The sequence below is a fragment of the Pseudomonas sp. MLB6B genome (assembly GCF_054508135.1).
Map to the genome: position 1 here is coordinate 59,474 of NZ_CP199313.1, position 25,508 is coordinate 84,981.

20 protein-coding genes and 1 other RNA gene are annotated in these 25,508 nt (G+C 59.6%); 10 read left to right on the top strand and 11 right to left on the bottom strand.

Features of this window, described 5'->3' with window-relative positions; genetic code table 11:
- Positions 1-48: 48 nt before the first annotated feature.
- The 5 genes from carA to grpE form a co-directional block, all read right to left on the bottom strand.
- Positions 49-1,185 (bottom strand): glutamine-hydrolyzing carbamoyl-phosphate synthase small subunit, encoded by a 1,137-nt coding sequence (gene carA / locus ACSMEV_RS00270; protein WP_296265849.1) that lies wholly within the window; start codon positions 1,183-1,185, stop codon positions 49-51.
- Positions 1,186-1,471: 286 nt separating this feature from the next.
- Entirely contained in the window at positions 1,472-2,278 is an 807-nt protein-coding gene (dapB, locus tag ACSMEV_RS00275; RefSeq protein WP_459206783.1) for a 4-hydroxy-tetrahydrodipicolinate reductase, read from the bottom strand.
- Between the two features lie 12 nt (positions 2,279-2,290).
- Positions 2,291-3,412 carry a molecular chaperone DnaJ gene (gene dnaJ, locus ACSMEV_RS00280; RefSeq protein ID WP_459206784.1) on the bottom strand — a complete coding sequence of 374 codons (1,122 nt, stop codon included), beginning with the start codon at positions 3,410-3,412 and terminating at the stop codon, positions 2,291-2,293.
- Positions 3,413-3,624: 212 nt separating this feature from the next.
- A complete protein-coding gene (dnaK, locus tag ACSMEV_RS00285; RefSeq protein WP_459206785.1) occupies positions 3,625-5,550 on the bottom strand; it encodes a molecular chaperone DnaK in 1,926 nt (641 codons plus the stop codon).
- A 100-nt stretch (positions 5,551-5,650) separates the two neighbouring features.
- Entirely contained in the window at positions 5,651-6,205 is a 555-nt protein-coding gene (gene grpE, locus ACSMEV_RS00290) for a nucleotide exchange factor GrpE (protein ID WP_459206786.1), read from the bottom strand.
- Between the two features lie 195 nt (positions 6,206-6,400).
- On the opposite strand from grpE, the gene recN reads away from it, so the two are divergent.
- Positions 6,401-8,074, top strand: a complete 1,674-nt coding sequence (recN, locus tag ACSMEV_RS00295; protein ID WP_459206787.1) for a DNA repair protein RecN — start codon at positions 6,401-6,403, stop codon at positions 8,072-8,074.
- Positions 8,075-8,146: 72 nt separating this feature from the next.
- Here recN and fur read toward each other — a convergent pair whose 3' ends face one another.
- Positions 8,147-8,551 carry a ferric iron uptake transcriptional regulator gene (fur, locus tag ACSMEV_RS00300; protein ID WP_296265860.1) on the bottom strand — a complete coding sequence of 135 codons (405 nt, stop codon included), beginning with the start codon at positions 8,549-8,551 and terminating at the stop codon, positions 8,147-8,149.
- Positions 8,552-8,648: 97 nt separating this feature from the next.
- Here fur and ACSMEV_RS00305 point away from each other — a divergent pair, with 97 nt between their 5' ends.
- Positions 8,649-9,182 carry an outer membrane protein assembly factor BamE gene (locus ACSMEV_RS00305; protein ID WP_459206788.1) on the top strand — a complete coding sequence of 178 codons (534 nt, stop codon included), beginning with the start codon at positions 8,649-8,651 and terminating at the stop codon, positions 9,180-9,182.
- A gap of 71 nt (positions 9,183-9,253) precedes the next feature.
- Here ACSMEV_RS00305 and ACSMEV_RS00310 read toward each other — a convergent pair whose 3' ends face one another.
- Entirely contained in the window at positions 9,254-9,688 is a 435-nt protein-coding gene (locus ACSMEV_RS00310) for a type II toxin-antitoxin system RatA family toxin (RefSeq protein WP_459206789.1), read from the bottom strand.
- A 163-nt stretch (positions 9,689-9,851) separates the two neighbouring features.
- On the opposite strand from ACSMEV_RS00310, the gene smpB reads away from it, so the two are divergent.
- A complete protein-coding gene (gene smpB, locus ACSMEV_RS00315) occupies positions 9,852-10,334 on the top strand; it encodes an SsrA-binding protein SmpB (RefSeq protein WP_313739964.1) in 483 nt (160 codons plus the stop codon).
- Positions 10,335-10,368: 34 nt separating this feature from the next.
- Here the strand turns inward: smpB and ACSMEV_RS00320 are convergent, their stop codons facing one another.
- Complete coding sequence (locus tag ACSMEV_RS00320) at positions 10,369-11,136, bottom strand: FCD domain-containing protein (protein ID WP_296265869.1); 768 nt, start codon at positions 11,134-11,136, stop codon at positions 10,369-10,371.
- 254 nt (positions 11,137-11,390) lie between these two features.
- Here ACSMEV_RS00320 and ACSMEV_RS00325 point away from each other — a divergent pair, with 254 nt between their 5' ends.
- From ACSMEV_RS00325 to ACSMEV_RS00355, 7 genes are all read left to right on the top strand, one after another.
- A complete protein-coding gene (locus ACSMEV_RS00325) occupies positions 11,391-13,055 on the top strand; it encodes a lactate permease LctP family transporter (RefSeq protein ID WP_296265871.1) in 1,665 nt (554 codons plus the stop codon).
- Between the two features lie 291 nt (positions 13,056-13,346).
- Positions 13,347-14,492 carry an FMN-dependent L-lactate dehydrogenase LldD gene (gene lldD, locus ACSMEV_RS00330; protein WP_459206790.1) on the top strand — a complete coding sequence of 382 codons (1,146 nt, stop codon included), beginning with the start codon at positions 13,347-13,349 and terminating at the stop codon, positions 14,490-14,492.
- A 128-nt stretch (positions 14,493-14,620) separates the two neighbouring features.
- Entirely contained in the window at positions 14,621-17,443 is a 2,823-nt protein-coding gene (locus ACSMEV_RS00335; RefSeq protein WP_459206791.1) for an FAD-binding and (Fe-S)-binding domain-containing protein, read from the top strand.
- Between the two features lie 89 nt (positions 17,444-17,532).
- Entirely contained in the window at positions 17,533-17,832 is a 300-nt protein-coding gene (locus ACSMEV_RS00340; RefSeq protein ID WP_313740624.1) for a hypothetical protein, read from the top strand.
- A gap of 103 nt (positions 17,833-17,935) precedes the next feature.
- Positions 17,936-18,335, top strand: a transfer-messenger RNA (tmRNA) gene (ssrA, locus tag ACSMEV_RS00345).
- Positions 18,336-18,697: 362 nt separating this feature from the next.
- Positions 18,698-18,913: a hypothetical protein gene (locus ACSMEV_RS00350; protein ID WP_459206792.1), complete on the top strand. Its 216-nt coding sequence runs from the start codon at positions 18,698-18,700 to the stop codon at positions 18,911-18,913.
- 87 nt (positions 18,914-19,000) lie between these two features.
- Positions 19,001-19,264, top strand: a complete 264-nt coding sequence (locus tag ACSMEV_RS00355) for a DUF3077 domain-containing protein (RefSeq protein ID WP_459206793.1) — start codon at positions 19,001-19,003, stop codon at positions 19,262-19,264.
- Between the two features lie 30 nt (positions 19,265-19,294).
- Here the strand turns inward: ACSMEV_RS00355 and ACSMEV_RS00360 are convergent, their stop codons facing one another.
- The 3 genes from ACSMEV_RS00360 to ACSMEV_RS00370 form a co-directional block, all read right to left on the bottom strand.
- Complete coding sequence (locus tag ACSMEV_RS00360) at positions 19,295-20,401, bottom strand: nuclease (RefSeq protein ID WP_459206794.1); 1,107 nt, start codon at positions 20,399-20,401, stop codon at positions 19,295-19,297.
- 299 nt (positions 20,402-20,700) lie between these two features.
- Positions 20,701-23,418 carry a DEAD/DEAH box helicase gene (locus tag ACSMEV_RS00365; RefSeq protein WP_459206795.1) on the bottom strand — a complete coding sequence of 906 codons (2,718 nt, stop codon included), beginning with the start codon at positions 23,416-23,418 and terminating at the stop codon, positions 20,701-20,703.
- A 13-nt stretch (positions 23,419-23,431) separates the two neighbouring features.
- Positions 23,432-25,306 carry a site-specific DNA-methyltransferase gene (locus tag ACSMEV_RS00370; RefSeq protein ID WP_459206796.1) on the bottom strand — a complete coding sequence of 625 codons (1,875 nt, stop codon included), beginning with the start codon at positions 25,304-25,306 and terminating at the stop codon, positions 23,432-23,434.
- Positions 25,307-25,508: the final 202 nt, after the last annotated feature.

A 25,508-nucleotide genomic window follows, 5' to 3' on the forward strand; every position in this document is an offset into this window, starting at 1 on the left:
CGCGTCCGGACGCGGCGTGGGCCGGTCCGGGGCCTGCACGCAGGTGGCTCAGCGGCGCTTGGCCATGGCATCGATGAAACGATCGAACAGCGGCGCGACGTCGGTCGGGCCTGGGCTCGCTTCAGGGTGACCCTGGAAGCTGAACGCGCTCTTGTCAGTGCGCTCGATGCCCTGCAGGGTACCGTCGAACAGCGACTTGTGGATGGCGCGCAGATTGCTCGGCAAGGTGGCTTCGTCGACGGCGAAACCGTGGTTCTGGCTGGTGATCATGACCACGCCGGTGTCCAGGTCCTGGACCGGGTGGTTGGCACCATGGTGGCCCAGATCCATCTTCACGGTCTTGGCGCCGGAGGCCAGGGCCAGCAACTGGTGGCCGAGGCAGATGCCGAACACCGGAACGTCGGTTTCCAGCACGTCCTGGATCGCCTTGATGGCGTAGTCGCAAGGCTCCGGATCGCCCGGGCCGTTGGACAGGAACACGCCGTCCGGGCTCAGGGCCAGCACGTCGCTGGCTGGGGTCTGCGCCGGCACCACGGTCACGCGGCAGCCGCGTGCGACCAGCATGCGCAGGATGTTGACCTTCACGCCGTAGTCGAAGGCCACCACGTGGTAAGGCAGCTGGTCGGCTTCGATCGTGGCGTGGCTGTCGGTTTTCAGTTCCCAGACACTGGAGCGCCACTCGTAGCGCTCGGTGGTGGAGACCACCTTGGCCAGGTCCATGCCCTTGAGGCCCGGAAACGCGCGGGCGGCGGCGATGGCGGCTTCTTCGGTGATGTCGTCGCCGGCCAGGATGCAACCGTTCTGGGCGCCCTTCTCGCGCAGCAGGCGCGTCAGACGGCGGGTGTCGATGCCGGCGATGGCGACCACGCCATTGGCCTTGAGGTAGTCCGGCAGCGACTGCTTGTTACGCCAGTTGCTGGCCAGCAGCGGCAGGTCACGGATGACCAGGCCGGCCGACCACACGCGGTTCGACTCGGCATCTTCCGGCGTGGTGCCGGTGTTGCCGATGTGCGGGTAGGTCAGGGTGACGATCTGCTGGGCGTAGGACGGGTCTGTAAGAATTTCCTGGTAGCCGGTCATAGCGGTGTTGAACACCACCTCACCAACGGTCTGGCCGTCGGCCCCAATGGCTTCACCGCGAAAAATGCTGCCATCGGCAAGGGCGAGTATGGCTGGCTTAGTCAAGAAGACCTCCCGTAAATAAAACCTGAAAGGGCGATCGCAGGTTGCAAAAAAGCGGAATGACGTATGGATACGTCACCCCGCTTTCTATGCTGATACTGGTTCATTCTGCCTGCGCGCTTTTAGTGGACACACTAAAGCTGTAGCTTACAGAAAAAGTGGTTTTAGGTCTACCGCAGATGCGCCATTTAAATGCATGGGCGGGCTAACACCTGAAGGCTTGCGGCCAGGGGAACAGCACGCCCCGCGCGAAAGCCGCCAGGACGTGCCGATCGGGCGCCAAACCTACTCAATGCAGGTCGAGCACGTCCTGCATGTCGTACAGACCGGCTTCACGGCCATCCAGCCACAAGGCCGCGCGCACCGCGCCCTTGGCGAAGGTCATGCGGCTCGAGGCCTTGTGGGTGATCTCCACGCGCTCGCCTTCAGCGGCGAACAGCACGGTATGGTCGCCGACCACATCGCCCGCCCGCACGGTGGCGAAACCGATGGTCTTGGGGTCACGCGCGCCGGTCTGCCCTTCGCGGCCATAGACGGCCACTTCGCGCAGGTCGCGATCCAGGGCCTTGGCCACCACTTCGCCCATGCGCAGCGCAGTCCCTGACGGCGCATCGACCTTGTGCCGGTGATGGGCCTCGAGAATCTCGATGTCGACATCGTCGCCCAGCACGCGGGCTGCGGTGTCGAGCAGCTTCAGGCACAGGTTCACACCCACGCTGAAGTTGGCCGCGAAGACGATCGGAATGTCCTTGCCCGCCTCGGCCAGCAGCTGCTTTTCCTGCTCGCTGAAGCCGGTGGTGCCGATGACCATGGCCTTGCCCGCCTTGCGGCAGAAAGCCAGGTTCTTCAGGGTCACCGAAGGGTGGGTGAAGTCGATCAGCACGTCGAACTCGTCGCTGACCTTGACCAGGTCGTCGGAGATCATCACGCCGATGCGCCCCAACCCCGCCAGTTCACCGGCATCGGCGTTGACCAGCGTGCTGTCGGGGCGATCGATCGCCGCCGTCAGGCCAGCCCTCGGCGCCTGTTGCTGAACGGCCTCGACCAGCACCTTGCCCATGCGCCCAGCGGCGCCCATCACTGCAATACGTCGCATACCCACTCCTTGTCAGAGGTCGCCGAAGAAGCGCTTCACACCCTCGAACCAACCGCTGGCCTTGGGCGAATGGGAGCTGTCACCTTCGAGCGAATCGCGCAGCTCTTCGAGCAGCTCGCGCTGACGACGGCTCAGGTTGACCGGCGTTTCCACCGCGACCCGGCACAGCAAATCGCCCGCCCCGCCACCGCGCACCGGCGCCACGCCCTTGCCGCGCAGACGGAACTGCTTGCCGGTCTGGGTGCCTTCGGGAATGCGCAGCTTGACCCGACCGTCCAGGGTCGGCACTTCCAGCTCGCCGCCCAGGGCCGCTTCGGTGTAGCTGATCGGCACTTCGCAGTACAGGTGCTTGCCGTCACGCTGGAAGATCGCGTGCTCGCGCACGCTGATGACCACGTACAGGTCGCCGGTCGGGCCGCCTTGGGCACCGGCTTCGCCTTCGCCCGACAGACGAATGCGGTCCCCGGTATCGACCCCTGCTGGCACCTTGACCGAGAGGGTCTTGTACTCTTCGACGCGACCTTCGCCGTGGCAAGCGCCACATGGGTCGGTGATGATCTTGCCCTGACCATGGCAACGCGGGCAGGTCTGCTGCACCGAGAAGAAGCCCTGCTGCATGCGCACCTGGCCGATACCGCCACAGGTCGGGCAGGTGGCGGGCGTGGAGCCTTTCTTGGCCCCGGAGCCGTCGCACGGCGCGCAATTGACCAGCGTCGGCACACGGATGTTGACCGACGTGCCGCGCACGGCTTCTTCCAGGTTCAATTCGAGGGTATATCGCAGGTCGCTGCCGCGCTGCGCGCCACCGCGCCCGCCGCGACCACCGCCGCCACCGAAGAAATCGCTGAACACATCACCGAAGATGTCGGAGAAGTTGGCACCGCCGAAGCCCGCGCCACCGGCACCCTGTTCGACACCGGCATGGCCGTACTGGTCGTAGGCGGCACGCTTGCTGGCATCGGACAGCACTTCGTACGCCTCGTTGGCCTCTTTGAAAGAGTCCTCGGCGTCTTTATCGCCCGGGTTGCGGTCGGGGTGGAATTTCATCGCCAGACGGCGGTAGGACTTTTTCAGGTCCGCTTCACTGGCGCCGCGCTCGACACCCAGGACCTCGTAATAATCACGCTTTGCCATAAGTCATTTGCACTCTTGGGGGCGTTTGGCACATTGCCGCGCAGAACCGCGCCAGGCCACAAGCAAGCACCCGCCGTACGCACTGAATGCGCAGACAGATGCTGTAAAAATTCTCGTATTCCAGACACGCCAACGCGGGAGCAAGCCCCCGCGCGGCGACATCCTACCAGCTCACCGCCAAAGGCGGGTCGCTGGGCGACAACTCGCAGAACTTACTGCTTGTTGTTGTCTTTGACTTCCTCGAACTCGGCGTCAACCACGTCGTCGTGCTTGGCTTCGGGTTCTGCCTGCTGTGCGCCGCCCTGAGGCTGTTCGGCTTGCTGCTCGGCGTACATCTTCTGAGCGACAGGCGCGGACACCTTGGACAGCTCTTCGACCTTGGCGTCGATGGCGGCTTTGTCGTCGCCTTTGACGGCAGCTTCCAGCGCAACCACGGCCGCTTCGATGGCGGTTTTCTCGTCGGCGGTGACTTTGTCACCTGCGTCGGCGACCATCTTGCGGGTCGAGTGGACCAGCGCGTCACCCTGGTTACGGGCAGCGGCCAGCTCCTCGAACTTGCGGTCTTCCTCGGCATTGGCCTCGGCATCACGCACCATGCGCTCGACTTCTTCGTCCGACAGACCGGAGTTGGCCTTGATCACGATCGACTGCGCCTTGCCGGTAGCCTTGTCTTTCGCGCCGACGTGCAGGATGCCGTTGGCGTCGATGTCGAAGGTCACTTCGATCTGCGGCACACCGCGTGGAGCAGGCGGAATGTCGGCCAGGTCGAACTTGCCCAGCGACTTGTTCTGCGCCGCTTGCTTGCGCTCGCCTTGCAGGACGTGGATGGTCACGGCGCCCTGGTTGTCGTCGGCAGTCGAGAACACCTGCGACTTCTTGGTCGGGATGGTGGTGTTCTTCTCGATCAGCGCGGTCATCACGCCACCCATGGTTTCGATACCCAGGGTCAGCGGGCTGACGTCGAGCAGCAGAACGTCCTTCACGTCGCCGGCCAGTACGGCGCCTTGGATGGCAGCACCCATGGCGACGGCTTCGTCGGGGTTGACGTCCTTACGCGCTTCTTTGCCGAAGAAATCGGCTACGGCCTTCTGCACCATCGGCATACGGGTCTGACCGCCGACCAGAATCACGTCGTCGATCTTGCTGGCGTCGATACCGGCATCTTTCAGCGCGATGCGGCAAGGCTCGATGGTGCGCTTGACCAGGTCTTCGACCAGCGATTCGAGCTTGGCACGCGAGATCTTCACGTTCAGGTGCTTCGGACCGGTGGCGTCGGCAGTGATGTACGGCAGGTTGACGTCGGTCGACTGGGCCGAAGACAGCTCGATCTTGGCTTTCTCTGCGGCTTCTTTCAGACGCTGCAGGGCCAGAGGGTCGTTCTTCAGGTCCATGCCGGACTCTTTCTTGAACTCGTCGACGAGGTAGTCGATCAGGCGCATGTCGAAGTCTTCGCCACCCAGGAAGGTGTCGCCGTTGGTGGCCAACACCTCGAACTGGTGCTCGCCGTCGACTTCGGCGATCTCGATCACCGACACGTCGAAGGTACCGCCGCCCAGGTCATAGACGATCACGGTGTGGTCGCCCTTGGCCTTGTCCATGCCGTAGGCCAGGGCCGCAGCGGTCGGTTCGTTGATGATGCGCTTGACGTCCAGACCGGCGATGCGACCGGCGTCCTTGGTGGCCTGACGCTGGCTGTCGTTGAAGTACGCAGGTACGGTGATGACCGCTTCGGTCACTGCTTCGCCGAGGTAGTCTTCGGCGGTCTTCTTCATCTTTTTCAGGACTTCGGCGCTGATCTGCGGCGGAGCCATTTCCTTGCCGGCTGCTTCGACCCAGGCGTCACCGTTGTTGGCCTTGACGATCTTGTAAGGCACCAGCTTGATGTCTTTCTGCACGACGTCTTCTTCGAAGCGACGGCCGATCAGACGCTTGACGGCGAACAGGGTGTTGTGGGGGTTGGTCACGGCCTGACGCTTGGCGGACTGGCCGACCAGGATTTCGCCGTCGTTGGCGTAAGCGACGATGGACGGCGTGGTGCGCGCGCCTTCGGCGTTTTCGATGACCTTGACGTTACCGTTTTCGAGGATGGAGACGCACGAGTTGGTGGTCCCCAGGTCGATACCGATGATCTTGCCCATGTGATTCTCCCGAAACTTGAATGAGGTTACAGCGGCGGCTTAGGCCAACTGCGGAAATACTTGAGTGCTTGACACCTAGATGGGGACGCCCGGAAGGATTTCAAGCCTTTTCATCGATAGAAGGTTGCGGCGCGCTCGGCGCCTTGCTGACCACCACCATGGCGGGGCGCAGCAGGCGGCCGTTGAGCAGGTAGCCCTTCTGGAACACGTTGACCACGCTGTTGGGCTCGACGTCGGCGCTTTCCTGAACGGCCATGGCCTGGTGGTGCTCGGCGCTGAACGGCTGGCCGTGCGGATCGACGGCTTCGAGGTGGTGGCGCTTGAGGGTGTCCTGGAACATCTTCAGGGTCAGCTCGACGCCTTCGCGGATCTGCTTGACGTGCTCGTCGTCGGCGTTGGAGTGGGCCAGGGCCAGCTCCAGGCTGTCGATCACCGGCAGCAGGTCGCCCGCGAATTTTTCCACGGCGAATTTGTGTGCCTTCTCGACATCCTGATCGGCGCGGCGGCGCACGTTCTGCAGGTCGGCATTGGCGCGCAGCGATTGATCCTGAGCGGCGGCCAGTTGCTCCTCGAGCGTCTGTACACGGGCAGCCAGGTCGGTGGCGCCGGTGTCTTCGGTATTGAGGTCTTTTTCATCCAACTGTTCGTCAGCCATGGAATCTCTCCTGAGCGATAAGGGGTCGGCGAGCCAGGCTCGCGGGGTCTGACAAGCTATATGGGGCTGGAAAAACCAGCTTCAAGGGGCACCGTGTTCGACAAGCCGCAAATCGCCCTACGTCGCAGGGGCATTGTCAGCCTACGGAGGAACACTGTATAAATAACCAGACCTGAACCTTTGGGAGCGGCCCCCATGCTGGTGCACCTGTCGATCCACAACTACGCCATCGTCGAACACCTCGACCTCGAGCTTGCCCGCGGCATGTCCGTGATCACTGGCGAGACCGGTGCCGGCAAATCCATCATGCTCGACGCCCTCGGCCTCGCCCTGGGCGACCGCACCGACAACGGCGTGGTGCGCCCCGGCGCCGACAAGGCGGACATCCTCGCCACCTTCGACCTGGTCGACATCCCCGAAGCCGCCGCCTGGCTGGCCGAGCGCGACCTGAACAACGACGGTCCGTGCATCATGCGCCGGGTCATCACCGCCGAAGGCCGCAGCCGTGGCTACATCAACGGTACGCCCTGCACACTGGGCGACCTAAAGGCGCTGGGCGAGCTGCTGATCGACATCCACAGCCAGCACGAGCACCAGTCCCTGCTCAAGGCCGACACCCACCGCCGCCTGGTGGACGAGTACGCCGGCGCCGTCGACCTGGCGCGCCAGGTACAACTGGCCTCGCAGCGCTGGAAGCAGACGCGCCTGGAGCTCGAACGCCTGTCCAATTCCGGCGACGAGCAACGGGCCCGCCAGCAACTGCTCAGCTATCAGCTCGAAGAGCTCGACAACCTGGGCCTGGGCGAGAACGAACTCGAACACATCGAGCAGGAACACAAGAACCTGACCAACGCCGAGGCGTTGTTCGGCATCTGCCGGCAGGTCATCGACCAGTGCAGCGAGAACGACTCGGGCAACGTGCTCAGCGCCCTGACCGGCAGCCTCAACCGCCTCGGTGCGGTGGCCGATGCGCCCAAAGCGTTGAACGAGTCCGTCAACCTGCTGGCCAGCGCGCAGATCCAGATCGAAGAGGCGGTCGGCGAACTCAACCGCTTCCTCGACAACTTCGATGCCGATCCTGCCCGCCTGCAAGCGCTTGAAGAGCGCCTCGACACCATCTATACCCTCGCCCGCAAACACCGCGTGCATCCCACCGAGTTGCCGCAGTTGCAACAGCGTCTGCTAGAGGAACTCGAGGGCCTCAATGCCAGCGACGAATCTCTGGAGCAGTTGGCCGACGAACTGGCGGCCTACGCCAAGCACTATAAAGAGAAGGCCGGTGCCCTCAGCGCCCTGCGCAATAAGGCCGCGGTGGAACTCGCCCAGGCGGTCGAACAGGAAATCCAGCGCCTGGGCATGCCCGGCGGCCGCTTCCAGATCGTGCTGCAACCGCTCGACGGCCAGGAACTGTCGCCCTTCGGCCTGGAGCAGATCGAACTGCTGGTCAGTGCCAACCCCGGTCAGCCGCTCAAGGCTCTGGCCAAGGTCGCCTCAGGTGGCGAGCTGTCGCGCATCAGCCTGGCGATCCAGGTGATCACGGCGCAAACCTCGCGCATCCCGACCCTGGTGTTCGACGAAGTCGACGTCGGCATCGGCGGCCCTACCGCGGAAATCGTCGGCCAGTTGCTGCGCCGCTTGGGCGATCGCGGCCAAGTGCTGACCGTGACCCACCTGCCGCAGGTCGCTGCGCAGGGCCATCACCATTTGTTCGTGCACAAGGTGCGCAACAGCGACACCACCCATACCGCCGTGTCCCACCTGGGCAAACGCGAGCGGGTCGAGGAAGTGGCGCGGATGCTGGGCGGCATCGACCTGACCAAGGAATCCCTGGCCCATGCGCGCAAGATGGTCGTGACCAGCAAAAGCTGAAACTAATTTTCAGCAGCCCCAAACGAACAAGGCGACCCGAGGGTCGCCTTGTTTCGTCAGTGCCGCAGTCCGTTACTTCTTCTTGCGCACATACAGGACCAAGTTATGGTCCACCAGCTCGAAGCCATGCTCGGCCACGATCTCTTTCTGACGGCGTTCGATCTCGGCATCCATGAACTCGATCACTTCGCTGGTTTCCACGTTGACCATGTGGTCGTGGTGGCCGCCATCGGACAGCTCGAATACCGCATGGCCGCCGTCGAAGTTGTGGCGAACCACCAGACCCGCTGCTTCGAACTGGGTCAGAACGCGATACACGGTGGCCAGACCGACATCCTCGCCAGCCTCCATCAGCGCCTTGTAGACGTCCTCGGCACTCATGTGACGTTGCTCGGTAGAATCGAGCATCTGAAGAATCTTCACTCGAGGTAGAGTCACCTTGAGCCCGGCTTTGCGTAATTCGCTATTTTCAACCATGGTCAGCTTTCTCGCCGATGCTGCTTCGCAGCTTCTCTTAATACGGGTATGATCGGGGTTTACGTTGTCCAGCCAAGATAGTGGAAGTCGCCCACCGATGCAAAACACCAAGCTCTTGCTAAACAGCCTCACCCTTGTGGGACTGCTCGCACTCGCCGGTTGCTCGTTTCCCGGGGTTTACAAAATCGACATCCAGCAGGGCAATGTCGTCACGCAGGACATGATAGACCAATTGCGTCCGGGAATGACCCGACGGCAAGTGCGGTTTATCATGGGCAACCCCCTATTGCAGGACACGTTCAATACCAATCGCTGGGATTACCTCTATAGCCTTCAGCCTGGCGGCGGCAAGCGCCAGCAGGAACGCATGAGCGTCTTCTTCAACGAAAGCGACCAGTTGGTCAACCTCGCCGGCGACTTCATGCCAGGCGTCAGCCGCGACCAGGAAATCCTTGGCGGTGGCAGCGGCACCAACGTGGTGCCCCAGGAAGGTTCGGGCGAAGCGCCCGTGCAGCAGCCGGCCGAGAAACCCGCTGCGCCTGGCTCCACTGAAGAGTCCATCCAGCGCGAGATCGACAGCATCGAAACCACGCCGGTGCCGGTTCCAGCCCCGCTGGAAACCTCGCCATAACGGGCGTGCGATAAAAAAAGCCCGGGCATTCAACCCCGGGCTTTTTTGTGCCTGCTCGACAAGCGCCTCGATCAGGCTGCCAGTTGTTTGGCCCTTTCGCAGAATGCATCGACCAGGGTGTTGGCGGCCTGGTTGAACAGCGGCCCCAAGGTCGCGCGCACCAGGGAACCGGCGTAGTCGAACGACAGGTCCAGGCTGATCTTGCAGGCCTTCTCGCCCAGGGGCTTGAAGGTCCAGACGCCGTGCAACTGGCTGAACGGCCCCTCTTCGAGGTTCATCTCGATCGACTGGCCCGGTACCAGCGTGTTGCGCGTGACCAAGTGCTGACTGATGCCCCCCTTGGCCACTTCGAGCTTGGCGCGCATCTGGGTTTCGCTGGCTTCGAGCACGGTGGTGGATGAGCACCACGGCAAAAACTCCGGGTAACTGGCGACATCGTTGACCAGGTCGTACAGCATCTGCGCGGGATACGGCAGCAGGGCGGAGCGTTGAATATGGGTAGTCATCCAGGCATCACTTCCAGAGCGGGGCGGTAGCGCCTCATGGCGCATCGGAAACTGGTCCTGTTCAAGGACGAGGATGGCCCATTGTCCGGCATTCAATCCACAGGCTCAAGCACACCCAAATCCCGTAGCCGCCAGCGTAACGAATCCTTATAATGCCGCCCCTATGGCTAAACAAAAGAAACATCCGACAGGGACCATCGCGCAGAACAAGAAAGCGCGCCACGATTACTTCATCGAACACAAGTTCGAGGCCGGATTGGTCCTGTCCGGTTGGGAAGTGAAAAGCTTGCGAGCCGGCAAGGCGCACCTGGTAGACAGCTACGTGCTGCTCAAGGATGGCGAAGCCTGGTTGTTCGGCAGCCATATCACGCCGCTGACCACCGCCAGCACCCACGTCATCGCCGACCCGACGCGCACCCGCAAGCTGCTGCTGAACAAGCGCGAGCTCGAGCGCCTGGAGTCGGCCGTGGCGCAAAAGGGCTACACCTGCGTGGCCCTGGCGCTGTTCTGGAGCAAGCACCTGATCAAGTGCGAAATCGCCTTGGGCAAGGGCAAGAAGGAGTTCGACAAGCGCGACACCCTGCGCGAGCGCGACTCCAACCGCGAGATCCAGCGCGCCGTGCGCAGCAAAGGCAAGGACCTCTGACCCTGCCCCCGCCCACCCCAAGGTGGGCGGACGCTCAATGCCCGCTACGCCGCTCGGCCCGCGCCACCCGCTGCGCCTCCTGCTGAGCTTCGGCCAACACTTCCTGAACGTAGAGAATGTGTCGGCTCGACACTTCCCGCGCATCCTCCGCACGCCCCTCCATGATCGCCTTGTACAGCTCGCGGTGCTGACCGATGAGCATGTCGCGCGTTTCCGAACGTTGCTGGTACATGCCGCCGATGTTGGTCACCACGTTGCGCTTGAGCAGATCGAACAGCCCGCGGATGGTGTGCAGCAGCACTGCGTTGTGGCTCGCCTCGGCAATGGCCAGGTGGAAGCTCGCATCCGCCACGCCCTCCTCAGCCCGGCTCACGTCGCCCGCCCGGCTGTAGCAGTCCTGCAACGCCTCGAACGCCGCCGTCAGCCGCGCCCGGTCCGGCTCGGTCGCCCGCTGCGCGGCATAGAACGCGCATGAGGCCTCCAGGGTATGGCGAAACTCCAGCAGGTCGCGCTGGGCATCGCCGTTGCGCTCGAGCAGTTGCAGCAATGGGTCGCTGAAGGTCGAACCCAGCGCCTCGGCCACGTAGTTGCCGCCGCCCTGGCGGCTGACCAGCAAGCCCTTGGCCACCAACTTCTGAATGGCTTCACGCAGCGAAGGCCGCGACACGCCGAACTGCTCGGCCAGCGCGCGCTCGGCCGGCAAGCGCTGCCCCGAGGTCAGGGTGCCTTCGAGAATCATCCCCTCCAAGCGCTCGACGATACCGTCGGACAGCCGCCGCTGGCGGACCTGATCAAAAACCATCACATGCTCTCCACGAACCTCGGGCGACTCCCGAAGCGCTCTATTCTCGCCGATCCAGGCCAGCGCGACACGCATCAGACGACGAAATCCGCTGCCACACCCAGCGCCGCTCATCGACCCTCGACCAAAGTTGGCACCGGGACAAATTGACACACCCCAGACGAGGCTTTTAACCTAGCGCTCAGCCATTGTAAATTGGTATTACCAATTATCCAGTGCCAACGCTGACTAACAACAATTAGGGGTCTCCCCATATGCAAACTTGGCAACAACTCTATGCCCCACTGGGCAGTCTCGGCCTCTCCGCCCTGGCCGCCGTCGTGCCCATCGTGTTCTTCTTCCTGGCCCTGGCAGTGTTTCGCCTCAAGGGCCACGTGGCAGGCAGCATCACCCTCGGCCTGTCGATCCTGATCGCCATCTTCGCCTTCAACATGCCGGCCGACATGGCCCTGGCCGCCGCAGGCTATGGCTTCCTCTACGGCCTGTGGCCGATCGCCTGGATCATCGTCGCCGCCGTGTTCCTGTACAAACTCACGGTCAAGAGCGGCCAGTTCGAAGTGATCCGCAGCTCGGTGCTGTCGATCACCGACGACCAGCGCCTGCAAGTGCTGCTGATCGGCTTCTGCTTCGGCGCCTTCCTGGAAGGTGCCGCCGGCTTCGGCGCGCCCGTGGCGATCACCGCCGCGCTGCTGGTGGGCCTGGGCTTCAACCCGCTGTACGCCGCCGGCCTGTGCCTGATCGCCAACACCGCGCCGGTGGCCTTCGGCGCGCTGGGCATCCCGATCATCGTCGCCGGCCAGGTGACCGGCATCGACGCCTTCCACATCGGCGCCATGACCGGCCGCCAACTGCCGCTGCTGTCGCTGTTCGTGCCGTTCTGGCTGGTGTTCATGATGGACGGCCTGCGCGGCGTGAAGGAAACCTGGCCCGCCGCCCTGGTGGCTGGCCTGAGCTTCGCCGTGACCCAGTACTTCACCTCCAACTTCATCGGCCCGGAACTGCCCGACATCACCTCGGCCCTGGCCAGCCTGATCGCCCTGACCCTGTTCCTCAAGGTCTGGCAGCCCAAGCGCTCGATGGTCCAGAGCCAGGGCGGCGCCGTACTCGCCCAGGGCGGCGGCAGCCAGCCTTCGCCCTACAGCCTGGGGGAAATCTTCAAGGCCTGGTCGCCGTTCCTGATCCTCACCGTGCTGGTGACCATCTGGACACTGAAGCCCTTCAAGGCCGCCTTCGCACCGGGCGGTGCGATGTACAACTTCGTGTTCAACTTCGCCATCCCGCACCTGGACCAACTGGTCATCAAGACCGCACCCATCGTCACCACCGCCACCGCCATGCCGGCCGTGTTCAAGTTCGACCCGATCTCGGCCACCGGCACCGCCATCTTCCTCTCGGCACTGATTTCCATGTGGGTGCTCAAGGTCAGCTGCAAAACTGGTCTGACCACTTTGAAGGAAACCCTGTGGGAGCTACGCTGGCCAATCCTGTCGATCGGCATGGTGCTGGCCTTCGCCTTCGTCACCAACTATTCCGGCATGTCCTCGACCATGGCCCTGGTGCTGGCCGGCACCGGCGCGGCGTTCCCGTTCTTCTCGCCGTTCCTTGGCTGGCTGGGGGTGTTCCTGACCGGCTCCGATACCTCGTCCAACGCCCTGTTCAGCTCGCTGCAGGCCACCACCGCGCATCAGATCGGCGTCAGCGACACCCTGCTGGTGGCGGCCAACACCAGTGGCGGGGTGACCGGCAAGATGATTTCGCCGCAGTCCATCGCCGTGGCCTGCGCCGCCACCGGCCTGGTCGGCAAGGAATCGGACCTGTTCCGCTTCACCGTGAAACACAGCTTGTTCTTCGCCACCATCGTTGGCGTGATTACCCTGGTCCAGGCCTATTGGCTGACCGGGATGCTGGTTCACCACTAGGCTAAATAGTGGGATCTGTATGAACGATCTTGAAGCACCGGTCAGGCAAGACGAAAACAGGTACGGGAACCGAGCCCCGGTTGGCCGTCCAGCCTGTTTTCCACGCCACATGCCCCATTGCCAGAGCTTTTCGTACAGCGCCGCTTGGGCCTGCCGCTTGGTGCAAGCCCAAGCGCCCAGGCTTCCCATCGGCCCGTGTAATCAGCGACTTTTCCGATACGCATCGATGCGAAAGCCGCCGCACGCCCACCCCGCGTCCGGCAACCGCCTCCACCCACGCTGCGAGACACCATGATCATTTCCGCGTCCACCGACTACCGCGCCGCCGCCCAGCGCAAGCTGCCGCCCTTCCTGTTCCACTACGCCGACGGCGGCGCCTACGCCGAGTACACCCTGCGCCACAACGTCGAAGACCTGGCCAGCATCGCCTTGCGCCAGCGCGTGCTCAACGACATGTCGCAACTGAGCCTGGCCACCCACCTGTTCGGCGAAACGCTGAGCATGCCGGTCGCCCTCGCCCCGGTCGGCCTCACCGGCATGTACGCCCGCCGCGGCGAAGTGCAGGCCGCGCGCGCCGCCGCCGCCCACGGCATTCCCTTCACGATGTCGACCGTGTCGGTGTGCCCCATCGAAGAAGTGGCACCCGCCATCGACCGGCCCATGTGGTTCCAGCTCTACGTGCTCAAGGACCGCGGCTTCATGCGCAACGCCCTGGAGCGGGCCAAAGCCGCCGGCGTGCGCACCCTGGTGTTCACCGTCGACATGCCCGTGCCCGGCGCCCGTTACCGCGACGCCCACTCCGGCATGAGCGGGCGCAACGGCCCGCTGCGGCGCATGCTGCAAGCCATGACCCACCCCCAATGGGCCTGGGACGTCGGCGTGATGGGCAAGCCCCACGACCTGGGCAACATCTCCACCTATCGCGGCAACCCCACGGGCCTGGCCGACTACATCGGCTGGCTGGGCAACAACTTCGACCCGTCGATCTCGTGGAAAGACCTGGAATGGATCCGTGAATTCTGGGACGGCCCGATGATCATCAAGGGCATCCTCGACCCTGACGACGCCCGCGACGCGGTGAAATTCGGCGCCGACGGCATCGTCGTCTCCAACCACGGCGGCCGCCAGCTCGACGGCGTGCTGTCCACTGCCCGCGCCCTGCCGGCCATCGCCGACGCGGTCAAAGGTCAGATCAAGATCCTAGCCGACTCCGGCATCCGCAGCGGCCTCGACGTGGTACGCATGATCGCCCTCGGCGCCGACAGCGTGCTGATCGGCCGCGCCTTCCTCTATGCCCTGGCCACCCATGGCGAGGCCGGCGTGAAGAACCTGCTGGAACTGTTCGAAAAAGAGATGCGCGTGGCGATGGTGCTGACCGGCGCCAAGTCGATCGCCGACATCACCCGCGACTCCCTCGTACAAACCACCTACCCCTGATCCCTACACCCCTGTGGGAGCGGCTTCAGCCGCGATGGCCGGCACCGCCGGCCCAACCCCCCACCACCGCTCCCCCAGACAACCCCAAACCCACAGCCCCAACCGTGGCCCCCCGCCAAGGAACCGACATGACCCTCCCCACCTCATTCCTCCGCGACGCCACCACCCTCATCCCCGCCGACCGCCGCTTCGACGACCCCACCTCCACCCTCGCCTTCGGCACCGACGCCAGCTTCTACCGCCTCATCCCCAAGCTGGTGATCCGCGTCGAATCCGAAGCCGAAGTCGTCGCCCTGCTCAAACTGGCCCGACGCGACCGCGTCCCCGTGACCTTCCGCGCCGCCGGCACCAGCCTCTCCGGCCAGGCCATCACCGACTCCGTCCTAATCGTCCTGGGCGACCACTGGAACGCCCGCGAAATCCGCAACGATGGCGCGCAGATCCGCCTGCAACCCGGCGTCATCGGCGCCCAGGCCAACGCCTGGCTGGCCCCCTACGGCCGCAAGATCGGCCCGGACCCGGCCTCGATCAACGCCTGCAAGATCGGCGGCATCGTCGCCAACAACGCCAGCGGCATGTGCTGCGGCACCGCGCAGAACACCTACCACACCCTCGCCGGCCTGCGCCTGGTGCTGGCCGACGGCACCAGCCTCGACAGCGAAGACCCACTCAGCGTCGCCGCCTTCGAGCGCAGCCACGCCGACCTGCTCGCCGCCCTCGCCCGCCTCGGCCAGGAAACCCGCGCCAACACCGAGCTCGCCGCACGCATCCGGCACAAATACCGCCTGAAGAACACCACCGGCCTGTCGCTCAACGCCCTGGTGGACTACGACGCCCCGCTCGACATCCTGCAACACCTGCTGGTCGGTTCCGAAGGCACATTGGGCTTCATCAGCGCCGTCACCTACGACACCGTGCCCGACCACCCGCACAAGGCCAGCGCCCTGGTGGTGTTCCCCAGCGTCGAAACCTGCTGCCGCGCCGTGCCGCTGCTCAAGCAGCAACCGGTCTCGGCCGTGGAACTGCTCGACCGCCGCAGCCTGCGCTCGGTGCAGGCCATGCCCGGCATGCCGGTGTGGGTCAGCGGCCTGTCGGACGGCGCCTGCGCCCTGCTGATCGAGTCCCGCGCCGCCAGCCAGAGCCTGCTGCACGAACAACTGGCGCAAGTGACGGCCGCCATCGCCCACTGCCCGGTCGAGCAACGGGTCGACTTCAGCGAAGACCCGGCCGTGTACAACCAGCTGTGGAAAATGCGCAAAGACACCTTCCCCGCCGTCGGCGCCGTGCGTCAGACCGGTACCACGGTGATCATCGAAGACGTCACCTTCCCCGTGGAGCAACTGGCCGAAGGCGTGAACCGCCTGATCCAGCTGTTCGACAAGCACCGCTACGACGAAGCGATCATTTTCGGCCACGCCCTGGAAGGCAACCTGCACTTCGTCTTCACCCAAGGCTTCAACAGCCAGGCGGAAGTGGCGCGCTACCAGGCCTTCATGGACGACGTCGCGCAACTGGTGGCCGTGGAGTTCGGCGGTTCGCTCAAGGCCGAGCACGGCACCGGCCGCAACATGGCGCCCTTCGTAGAACTGGAATGGGGCCACGACGCCTACCAGCTGATGTGGCAGCTCAAGCGCCTGCTCGACCCCAACGGCATCCTCAACCCCGACGTGGTGCTCAGCGAAGACCCCGACATCCACCTGAAGAATCTGAAACCCCTGCCCGCCGCCGACGACATCGTCGACAAGTGCATCGAGTGCGGCTTCTGCGAACCCGTCTGCCCGTCCAAGGGCCTGACCCTCAGCCCGCGCCAGCGCATCGTCATGTGGCGCGACATCCAGGCCCGCCGCCGCGCCGGCGAAAGCACCCGCGAGCTGCTCGACCACTTCCAATACCAGGGCCTCGACACCTGTGCCGCCACCGGCCTGTGTGCCCAGCGCTGCCCGGTAGGCATCAACACCGGCGAACTGGTGAAGAAACTACGCAGCCAGGCCGCCCACCATGGCACCACCGCCAATTGGCTAGCCGAGCACTTCACCACCACCCTGAAAGGCGCGCGCCTCACCCTGGCCACCGCCAACGGCGCCCGCCGCCTGCTGGGCGCGCCGCGCCTGCAACGTCTGAGCACGCGCCTGACCCAGTTCAGCCGGGGCAAATTGCCTATGTGGACCCCAGCCATGCCACAACCCATGCGCCCGGTCAGCTTCGCCCCCAGCCCAAAAGACGACCGCCCACGCGTGGTGTACCTCGCCGCTTGCGTGTCCCGCGTGATGGGCCCCGCCTACGCCGACCGCGAGCAGACGTCCTTGATAAATAAAACCCGCGCCCTGCTGGAAAAAGCCGGCTACCAGGTGATCTTCCCCGAGCAGGCCGACAGCCTGTGCTGCGGCCAACCCTTCGCCTCCAAAGGCTACCCCGAGCAAGCCGAACACAAACGCCAGGAACTACTCGCCGCCCTGCTGCTGGCCAGCCGCGGCGGCCTCGACCCGATCTACTGCGACACCAGCCCCTGCACCCTGCGCCTGATGCAAGACCTGGCCGACACCCGCCTCGATCTTTACGACCCGGTACGCTTCATCCGCACCCACCTGCTCGAGCGCCTGACCTTCACCCCGCAGAACACCCCCATCGCCGTCCACGTCACCTGCAGCACCCAGCACCTGGGCGAAAGCCAGGCCTTGATCGACCTCGCCCGCCGCTGCAGCACCCAGGTGGTGATCCCCGAAGGCATCCACTGCTGCGGCTTCGCCGGCGACAAAGGCTTCACCACCCCCGAACTCAACGCCCACGCCCTGCGCAGCCTGAAAGACGCCGTGCAGCACTGCGACGAAGGCATCTCCACCAGCCGTACCTGCGAAATCGGCCTGTCCACCCACAGCGGCATCGACTACCACAGCCTGGTCTACCTGGTGGACCGCGTGACCCAACCCAAGCCGCTGCAACCCTCGCCATGAATACGCCAGCATTTACACGGAACCCCTGCAATCGCCGCGCAGTCCATGCATTAGGCCCACCTTCCCGAGGCCTTCAGAAGGAGACATCCATGAAAGGTACTGCGCTTTCAGCCCTGTTCGCGGCTGCCACCCTGCTGGCCTCCCCGGTCTTCGCCGCCGAAGACCTCTGTGCTGGCAACCTGCAAAAGATTGACGACACCATGGCCACCATGACCACCGCGTCCGAAGCCACCAAGATGACGGTCGGCGACCAGGTCAAAGAAGCGAAAATGGCCCAGACCAACGGCGACAAGGAGAAATGCGTCACCATCTCCACCAAGGTCCTGAGCGAGCTGAACAAAACCGAAAAAGGCAGCGGCAGCGCTTCCGGCAGCGGTGGCGGCGCCTAAGGGCGGGCTAGAGCGGGCGCCACGACGAAAATTCGACGTCGCCCGCATAAAGGCGTACACTGCGCCTTCGCATCGAAAGGTGCGGTCAGCTAGAGCTGAGTGTGGGGCCGATTAGGATTCGACGCCGGTCGCGAAACTCTAGGTGCATGCCGAGTTGGTAACAGAACTCGTAAATCCACTGTTGCAACTTTCTATAGTTGCCAATGACGAAAACTACGGCGCGGAGTTCAAGCTGGCCGCTTAAGCGGTCCTATTGACCCGTTGCTTCTGGTAGCTTCGGCTCCAGCAGTCACCAGGGGATGCCTGTAAACCCGAAGTGACTGTCATACAGAACAGGATCGTCGTGTAGCACGTTGGGGGCAAAGCGACTAAAACTTACCCAGCTCGTCCAAAGCACCCTGCCACTCGGGCGGCTGCGGATTAACTCAGTTGAGATGGCTAAGCATGTAGTACCGACAGCGGAGTACTGGCGGACGGGGGTTCAAATCCCCCCGGCTCCACCAAATCTGTGATGAAGAAGACGCCTTAGGGCGTCTTTTTTTGTGGGTGGGATTTGGGAAGTGGGTACGGATCGGATGGGTGGTTGAAATCAGACTAAACCGCTTTCTTGTAGGCAATTTCCCAAAGATACTCCCTTCCGTTGTGGTGTTCGGTTTGAAGGGCTAGTGTCGGTCTCGTCGCTGCCCATCAGCGACCGGCTTTGACAGGCCGCTCTGAACTGACCACATGGTGTTGCCGTTATGGCAGCTGTGCATGGGGCACCTCGTGTGCGCCGGGTTTGGTCTGTTCGCCGGTCTGTCAACCCGTGTACAGCTGCCGCCTTTCTGTTTGACAGCGGGGGGTGGTGGCCCTGACTGAACAGGCCATGACCATGTTGAAGATAGTTCCTGATCCGCCTCTGTTTACCCTTTTCTCCTTCAACGCTTTGAGCATCTCTGCGAATAGTCAGCTTACGCTGGCCGACAAGGCTAAACCGCTACTCCTGACTTTATCACCACCTGCCAAGACGTCTACGGATATCTACGGCGGCTTGCTGTGTCGCATTTTGATGATGCTCATTTTGGCTATTGCCCTGCCTTAGGAACAACCTAACCGAAATTAACTAATGCAATAGCTTCTGCCAGACACAGGGCGAGCCCATACGCTCGCCTTGCGGAGATGATTGAAAATGAGTAACAGGCATATCGATACAACGGTGGGTCAAACGACATTTTATCAAGATGAAAACCATGTCCAGCCCCTATTTCGCATAGAACCCGGCATCCCTTGTCAGGTTGCGAGGGAACATGCGTCAGAATTGCTGGACTATGCCCGGTATCTGAGCTTTGAGGGCTTGATGGAAGACAAACCGAAAATGATTTGGGCGTCGCATTATTTTTGTGCAATGGCTAAGGCGCTACTGGATGATGCGGAGCTAGGTATAGCGCGCTGAGCTGGAATCGCACATAGAGCTTGGCTTCAACTAAAGAGGCTTTTTAGCAGCCATATCGTCGAAATGAACGAAGCGCTCCTTTAATCGCTCGATGGTTGTTCTCCACTTTGGCGTTTTGGGCCGGCAAACGGTATTTTGGTTGCCAAACATTCCAATCTCACGAACCGCTAGATTCACTGGGACAGTTTGTAACCATTCGACCGGAACGAAATATTCGCAGTGCTCAGGATCATCAATGAATTCGGCGTGATAGCTCGCGCGGACAGCAACCTCTATTACCGGTCGCTCCTCGCCATCTTTCATTACTCTAAATTCATTTGCTGCGACAGGAGGGCCAAGCACCCGACCGACCCCCACATAACCTTGCTGTGGGATATTGATCCATACACGATCGTCCGCAGACAGCAGCTGGAGCGTCTTGCTGTACCACGAACCTCCACCACCGCATATGAACCCGAATTCCACAGCATCGCTCCATGAGCGTGCATTCGAGTCACCAAATGAGCAGTAGAACTCGCCGTTCCACGGCTCGCTTAGCCCTTGACTAGCAGATGCGGCATTCACTTGGGTCTGCACTGGATCAAGCAGCCAAGACCTACTCAGCAATTGCTGCTCGCCTGCTTGAAAGATTTGGAAGCAGAGCACGTTGATCGGAATGTCGCGCTTGCTGAGGTATTGCACGATCCGCTCGCTACTCGCATCCAACTCTGTGGCGACGATGATCAACTGATGGCTGGCATTTAGCTCATCGTCATCTAGCACACGGCCGAAACGTGTTTGGAAATCGGCAGAGAAGCTGTACCCTGGACGGAAACGTTGATAAATCGCAGCGATATCGAGTTCCGTTAGACCATCGACCCAGGCAGCGTAATCGAGTGTTTGAGCAACTACTTCACGAGGCGTACGGTCTCGCTTAAGTTCAATCAAAACAAGGCTTGCGTCGGGGGCAACAGCTAGCAGGTCGATCCGGCTGCCCGTATCTGTAGGCACTTGCTGCCCTATGAGCATCCATTCTTCAGACAGAATATTTGGCGAGTTGACAATCATTTCTTCTAAAAGCTGCTCACTTGGCAATTGGCTCTGACACAGCTTTTTTGGTAGAGAGCCAACGGTCCAAATGTCGGTTTTTACAGGCACGTAACATTCCTTGAGCGCTATGGTGAGTGATAGTAAACATTAACTGGATAGATACCGATGACTGCTCTTTAAGCTCACCAGAGCCTGGCCATCATAGAAGTACGTCAATGACGGGGACAAAGCCTAGAATGGAAACATTTGACCATATACTCGTTAAGCGATTTAGCTCTTAAAGAGCTTACCACTATTCTGAACAACAATCACAACCCCCATCGCGGCACTGTCATCATCGTGATAGAGGCGCAGTATTTGGCACCTCCATCACCTTAGGGTTAAAAAAGGAGAAATTATAATTATACCTACGTTAAAGCTTTCTGCTCCGGCCTAGACGCTCGCATCCATTCACGTAAACTCACTAGATCTTCTAAATCTACGTCATTGCCCAGCGAACCATCTTCCTTAACCCATTTAAGACGATTTTGGTCCTTGGTTAAAAATAAAACCTTACCATAAAAAGCAGGCACATGTTTTGCCTTGCGCGCTGCATCTTTACTGTCTTGCTTGGTTTCTACTAATCTAAGAATTGGTACATCGCCTGGGTAATGCGACAAGCAGACAACAAAATCTGGATAGAAATTATTTTTATGCTCACCTCGAACAAGCTTTACGGAATACGACTTGCGGTCAGGATTGCGATGCCACCAGGAAACGAAGTCGCTCCTGTCGAGGGCGCGTGCAAAATTCATTTCTTCTTTATTAAGAGCTACTGTCGAGTCGTACTGTCCAATCTTGAAATTCCCACTCTCAAAAGACCACAATCTATCCTTAAGCAAATAACGGTCGTCTGCAAAGATATGCTGAGCTATCTGAGGCACTTCATCCTGTGTCGGTGGAAAAACTCCGTATATGTTGCGACTTGACTTACTCAAAGGTAGCGCGACGGCGAATACCATAGCATCTGGAAGGGAATCAGCGATAAATGATTCTGCTTGCAGCGCAATTTCCGCATATAATCCCTCTTCAAGCTTGTCTGCTTGCTGTTTGGCGACCCAGTTGGCAGCGTCACGAGCCATACGCTGCAAGATAATATCATCAGGTATTTTTTCAGGGTCAAAATCTTCAAATTTTGATCGTAATATAGGTAAAAGCCTTGCAGCTAAGACAGTTAAAATTTCACGAATATCCTCCTCTTCAACTTGAGGGAGCTTGGACAAGATCGCTCTAGCTTCTTTTGATAAAGCAGTTCGATCTGTGACAATTAAAACCTTCTCGTCCTGAAAATCACCTGAAATTAGCTCGGTACGTCGCTCTGTATCTTTCAATTGATTACGAGCAACTCTGATTGCATTATCAGCAAGCAAACTGGATATCTCAAGCCTTGCGGCAACACCTCGAGACAATAATGACATATCAGTGAACTGAGGCTTTCGTTCTGCTGGTAATGCCACAGGCAAGTTTATGAGATCAGAGCGGCGAGGATAGATGCGAATTTCGCCCTGTGCCAAACGCCTCATCAATTCTGCATATGTTTGGGGCTGGATCTTTGAAGTTACTAGAGCGGGAGTATCGGTAAGTGAAAGCCCACTCTGCCAATCATCAAAATCGCCCGCCTCCTTAGCACTGAACATATCAGCCTGCGGACCAATATTCACTGGAACACTCCTAGGCTGTGTCTGACCTGGATCTATAGACTCTGTTTTCAGTGATGCTTGAGAATTATAGGTTAGCGGAAATTGGGAAGTTTGCTTATTTGTCAAGACGATTGCACCGCCTACGGTACGGCGCTGCTGCAATTTCTCAGTTTGTCCCTGCAGCTGGCTTTTTACCAAGCTAGCAGCATATACCGCTTTTTCAAAACCTTTCTGAGCAGTAGCATCTGCCAGATACACATACGCCGTATCGAAAATTTCAGGAATAGCAATTGCTTTGTCTGGATATGCATTGCGCATTGCCAACGATACGCGCATAACGCGACCAATAAATTGCATAGCAAAATCAGGGTCGCTGACTAGCTTAGTTGATGCAAGTATGAAGGCTCGAGGAGCGTCAAAACCAGTGCCAGCCGATTGCTTGAAAATAAGAACTTCTTTAGAGCTATCATTGGCAATCGCGGCCATCAAAACTGGATCCGGATCATCGGATGAATGTTTGCCGATTGCTCCAGGCGGGACTTTGCAAAGCCGTATTAGATCCTGTTCGGCTTCTTCTACGGTTTTGTTACCGTTCGCGACCTGTACAAGCAGTAACGGTACTAGCGGAATTCCAGCATCAGCCAAACGTTGTTTAAGCTGTAGATTTCGTTTCCAAGCTTGACGCAATACGGTACGTTTTAGGTCAGCAACGCTCTGCACACTCTGAGCAAGGTCGTAGATAACGGCTTCGATGTATCGCTTATTTAAGCGTGCGTCTACCACGTCGTCGCGGCTAACCGCAAACGTCTCAAAGTTTGATTTGCCAGCACTATCTAGAAAATCCAAGATGCGTTGATCTTTTGGCGTAGCAGTTGCCATCAGCAAAAAATCCGGATTTAGCCACTGGGCAAATTTTCCAAATTCAGTAGCTTTGTCCAATGCGATATGAGCTTCGTCTACCACCATGCCAATGGAGTAACTGCGCTCTCGAGCCAATGTAACCCATTCAGCTATTGTTCGGGTGTCATCGTCCCCGCCCGCATCGTAGCCTTTGACTCGCCATTGCGATTTCGCTACAGCCTGCGTTGTAGCGATCATAACCAGGCCTGCATCAGGTTGCTGATTACGTCCTATTGTCAACGTCGTAGGCGTCAGATCACTTGCGTTACTCTTCAGTGCATCGAGGGTTTGAGCCACCAGTGTTACGAACGGAACGAACCAAAACCACACTGTAGGTACGGCGGCACTCACGTCTGCCAGCACCCTCGCCAACATGAAAGTCTTGCCTGAGCCTGTAGGAGCCCGTAGCAGACAAGGCGCTCTATTACTGTGAAGTAACGTCCTCGTCATATTATTGATCAAGGTGCTTTGAAAAGCCTCTGGCTCTAGAAGCGGACCTTGCGCGGTTGTGATTAGTGCTTGCATCGAAATTTTCGCATCGGCCATGTTATGAAACTCTTTAGGTAGTCTGTCCGCGAAGTAGTGCGTCCAGCAGACTGTAGCTATTGGCTGATTTTCCGTGTCTAGCTAGGTGATCAGCCACACTGTCAGGACGACTTGAGTACACAGCAAGCCGACGAGCAGGCCATTCAGTCAGCCTTTTCAGGACTTCATTATCAACCCGCGTAGCAAGCAGTACCGCTAGCTCGCCATCAAATGCCAACTGCAGGATGGAGTCTTCAAGCGTCCCAATGGATGCTTTTTGGCAATAGCGTAAGGACAGGAGCTGGGCAGCATGTGCGGGCCTGCCTTCGAACGGCACATCTGCTCTGTCCATTTTGTCCAACTGAAGATAAGCGAACCCCCCCGATAAGGCGCTCTGTTTGCCAAACCCGGTGATTACTCTTCTTAAGCGCTTTGCACAAACATCCCGGCATAGGTTTTTATATGGTTCTTTCAAGGTGGCTTCAGTGCTTGAACACAAGATGAAACGGCGCGCGCCCCCGTCTTCAACATTGAGCGTCAAAACAGCTTGCGCCGTTGTGCCAGAACCGGCAAAAAAATCGAGCACTATGTCACCCGGCCTAGTCGCTTGCGAGAGCAGGTTTTTTATCAGTTCAACCGGTTTCGGGTGCTGAAAGACCTTCGCCCCCAACCAAGTTTTTATCTCATCGGTAGCTATACCACCTCTTGGGCTACGCAGAGTCAACGGCTCCATCAGATCATCATCGTCTAGCAGAGGGTCGAGGGCTTCGTTGACACCCCCAACCCAACTGCTCAACGGAGCAATTCGGTCTTCCTCCGGTTTTGCATCCCAGAACTCTTTACGCGAAGGCCGCCCAGGTGCAATAGGCTTTCCAACCCAAAACTCCAAATCAGGGAGGTCCTCTCGCAAGAGCGCAGTTTTCTTCTTCGGGAGAATTGGACCTTTACCTTCGCGAATGGCCTTTAAAAGTGCATCCTTATCCCGATAAAACAGCACATCTTTCTCAGCACATGGCGGGAAATAGATATGACGTTTAGAGATCAGAACTTCGATAGTATCGCTGCGAAGCGAGTCAAGTGCTGACTGCACAGCTGCCTCGTCATTGGGATAGCGCTTCCTAATTTCATTTTCGGACGCAAATCGCCAAACACTGTTGGGATCACAAGGATACCAATAGCCAGTGTCTGGATTTTGAATTGGGTAATAAGTATTAGCACGCTCATGAAGGCTTTTATTAGAGGTCATTGGCTGTGGCGACCAATCTCCACGCTCGTCGCCATCAGTGTTTCGGAATTTAGATCGGTCGGTCTTTCGACCATTAAATCGAAACCCTGAGTTTGCATATACCAAAATATGCTCATGAACGTGGCTGAAGCGTTGCGATAAGTCATTACCTGTATCTTTAGTGCGCCACACCAAGCTACCGAGCCTGCGCCCAGGAAAAATCTGCTCCATAAGTAATTCGAGGCGTGAGCGATTTTCATCATTTATTGATACTAGAATCACCCCATCAGGAGTCAGTAGATCGCGTGCGAGCGTCAATCTTCGGTAGAGAAACTCAAGCCATTGGGAATGTCGATACCGGTCATTGGCACCAACGAAACGGTCATTATATACCCAGTCTTTATTGCCAGTATTATAGGGCGGATCAATGTAGATAACGCGTATTTTTCCTCGATGAGTGGCGCGAAGTAAGCGCAAGGAGTCAAAGTTATCACCCTCTATAATCAGGTTACCTTCAGCACCTACACTATCCAGTGAATGAGAATTTTCTAAAACCAGTCGCGGCAGCACGATGTTCGCATTCAAGGCCTCATCGCGCTCAATTGCGTTCGACTCCCAATTCAAACCCAATTTCTTTTGGGTGAGTTGCTCTACTAGCAACCTTCGGAGTTGGGAAGGGGTCATATTATCCAGCTGAGCTAGCAGACTGTGGACTTTAGTACTCATAAAGGCTGTCACATCTCAGAAGCATTCTGTGGTAGCGATTATCCGAGGTTAGCCTCGGTACGTCACCCCATGAGATCAGATAATCGCCTTAACAGCCGTAAAATCTGCCCTCCGAGGTTTTTTGGCTCCCGTCAGCGTAAGACCAAGACGGATCCGGGTT

Coding starts and splice junctions, on each gene's coding strand:
- dapB (WP_459206783.1), bottom strand. CDS start 2,278: ATGCGACGTATTGCAGTGATGGGCGCCGCTGGGCGCATGGGCAAGGTG.
- dnaJ (WP_459206784.1), bottom strand. CDS start 3,412: ATGGCAAAGCGTGATTATTACGAGGTCCTGGGTGTCGAGCGCGGCGCC.
- dnaK (WP_459206785.1), bottom strand. CDS start 5,550: ATGGGCAAGATCATCGGTATCGACCTGGGGACCACCAACTCGTGCGTC.
- grpE (WP_459206786.1), bottom strand. CDS start 6,205: ATGGCTGACGAACAGTTGGATGAAAAAGACCTCAATACCGAAGACACC.
- recN (WP_459206787.1), top strand. CDS start 6,401: ATGCTGGTGCACCTGTCGATCCACAACTACGCCATCGTCGAACACCTC.
- fur (WP_296265860.1), bottom strand. CDS start 8,551: ATGGTTGAAAATAGCGAATTACGCAAAGCCGGGCTCAAGGTGACTCTA.
- ACSMEV_RS00305 (WP_459206788.1), top strand. CDS start 8,649: ATGCAAAACACCAAGCTCTTGCTAAACAGCCTCACCCTTGTGGGACTG.
- ACSMEV_RS00310 (WP_459206789.1), bottom strand. CDS start 9,688: ATGACTACCCATATTCAACGCTCCGCCCTGCTGCCGTATCCCGCGCAG.
- smpB (WP_313739964.1), top strand. CDS start 9,852: ATGGCTAAACAAAAGAAACATCCGACAGGGACCATCGCGCAGAACAAG.
- ACSMEV_RS00320 (WP_296265869.1), bottom strand. CDS start 11,136: ATGGTTTTTGATCAGGTCCGCCAGCGGCGGCTGTCCGACGGTATCGTC.
- ACSMEV_RS00325 (WP_296265871.1), top strand. CDS start 11,391: ATGCAAACTTGGCAACAACTCTATGCCCCACTGGGCAGTCTCGGCCTC.
- lldD (WP_459206790.1), top strand. CDS start 13,347: ATGATCATTTCCGCGTCCACCGACTACCGCGCCGCCGCCCAGCGCAAG.
- ACSMEV_RS00335 (WP_459206791.1), top strand. CDS start 14,621: ATGACCCTCCCCACCTCATTCCTCCGCGACGCCACCACCCTCATCCCC.
- ACSMEV_RS00340 (WP_313740624.1), top strand. CDS start 17,533: ATGAAAGGTACTGCGCTTTCAGCCCTGTTCGCGGCTGCCACCCTGCTG.
- ACSMEV_RS00350 (WP_459206792.1), top strand. CDS start 18,698: ATGACCATGTTGAAGATAGTTCCTGATCCGCCTCTGTTTACCCTTTTC.
- ACSMEV_RS00355 (WP_459206793.1), top strand. CDS start 19,001: ATGAGTAACAGGCATATCGATACAACGGTGGGTCAAACGACATTTTAT.
- ACSMEV_RS00365 (WP_459206795.1), bottom strand. CDS start 23,418: ATGGCCGATGCGAAAATTTCGATGCAAGCACTAATCACAACCGCGCAA.
- ACSMEV_RS00370 (WP_459206796.1), bottom strand. CDS start 25,306: ATGACCCCTTCCCAACTCCGAAGGTTGCTAGTAGAGCAACTCACCCAA.